General features: G+C 74.0%; 1 protein-coding gene. It reads left to right on the forward strand.

Going from position 1 to position 208, the window contains the following annotated elements; genetic code table 11:
• Positions 1-208 (forward strand): DUF6596 domain-containing protein (locus tag VR44_RS40820; RefSeq protein WP_045952768.1); only part of this gene is annotated, 208 nt, incomplete at both ends.

Here is a 208-nt window from a genome sequence, read left to right on the forward strand (position 1 = left end):
CTCGTACCCGAGGCCACCATGGCCCAGCGCATCAGCCGCGCCAAGCGGACCGTCTCCGGCGTCCGCCTCGACCGGCCCGGGGACGTCGGCACCGTGCTGCGCGTCCTCTACCTCGTCTTCAACGAGGGGTACTCCGGCGACGTCGACCTCGCCGCCGAAGCGATCCGCCTGACCCGCCGCCTCGCCGCCGCCGTCGACCACCCCGAGA

This window comes from Streptomyces katrae, assembly GCF_000966975.1.
Taxonomy (GTDB): domain Bacteria; phylum Actinomycetota; class Actinomycetes; order Streptomycetales; family Streptomycetaceae; genus Streptomyces; species Streptomyces katrae.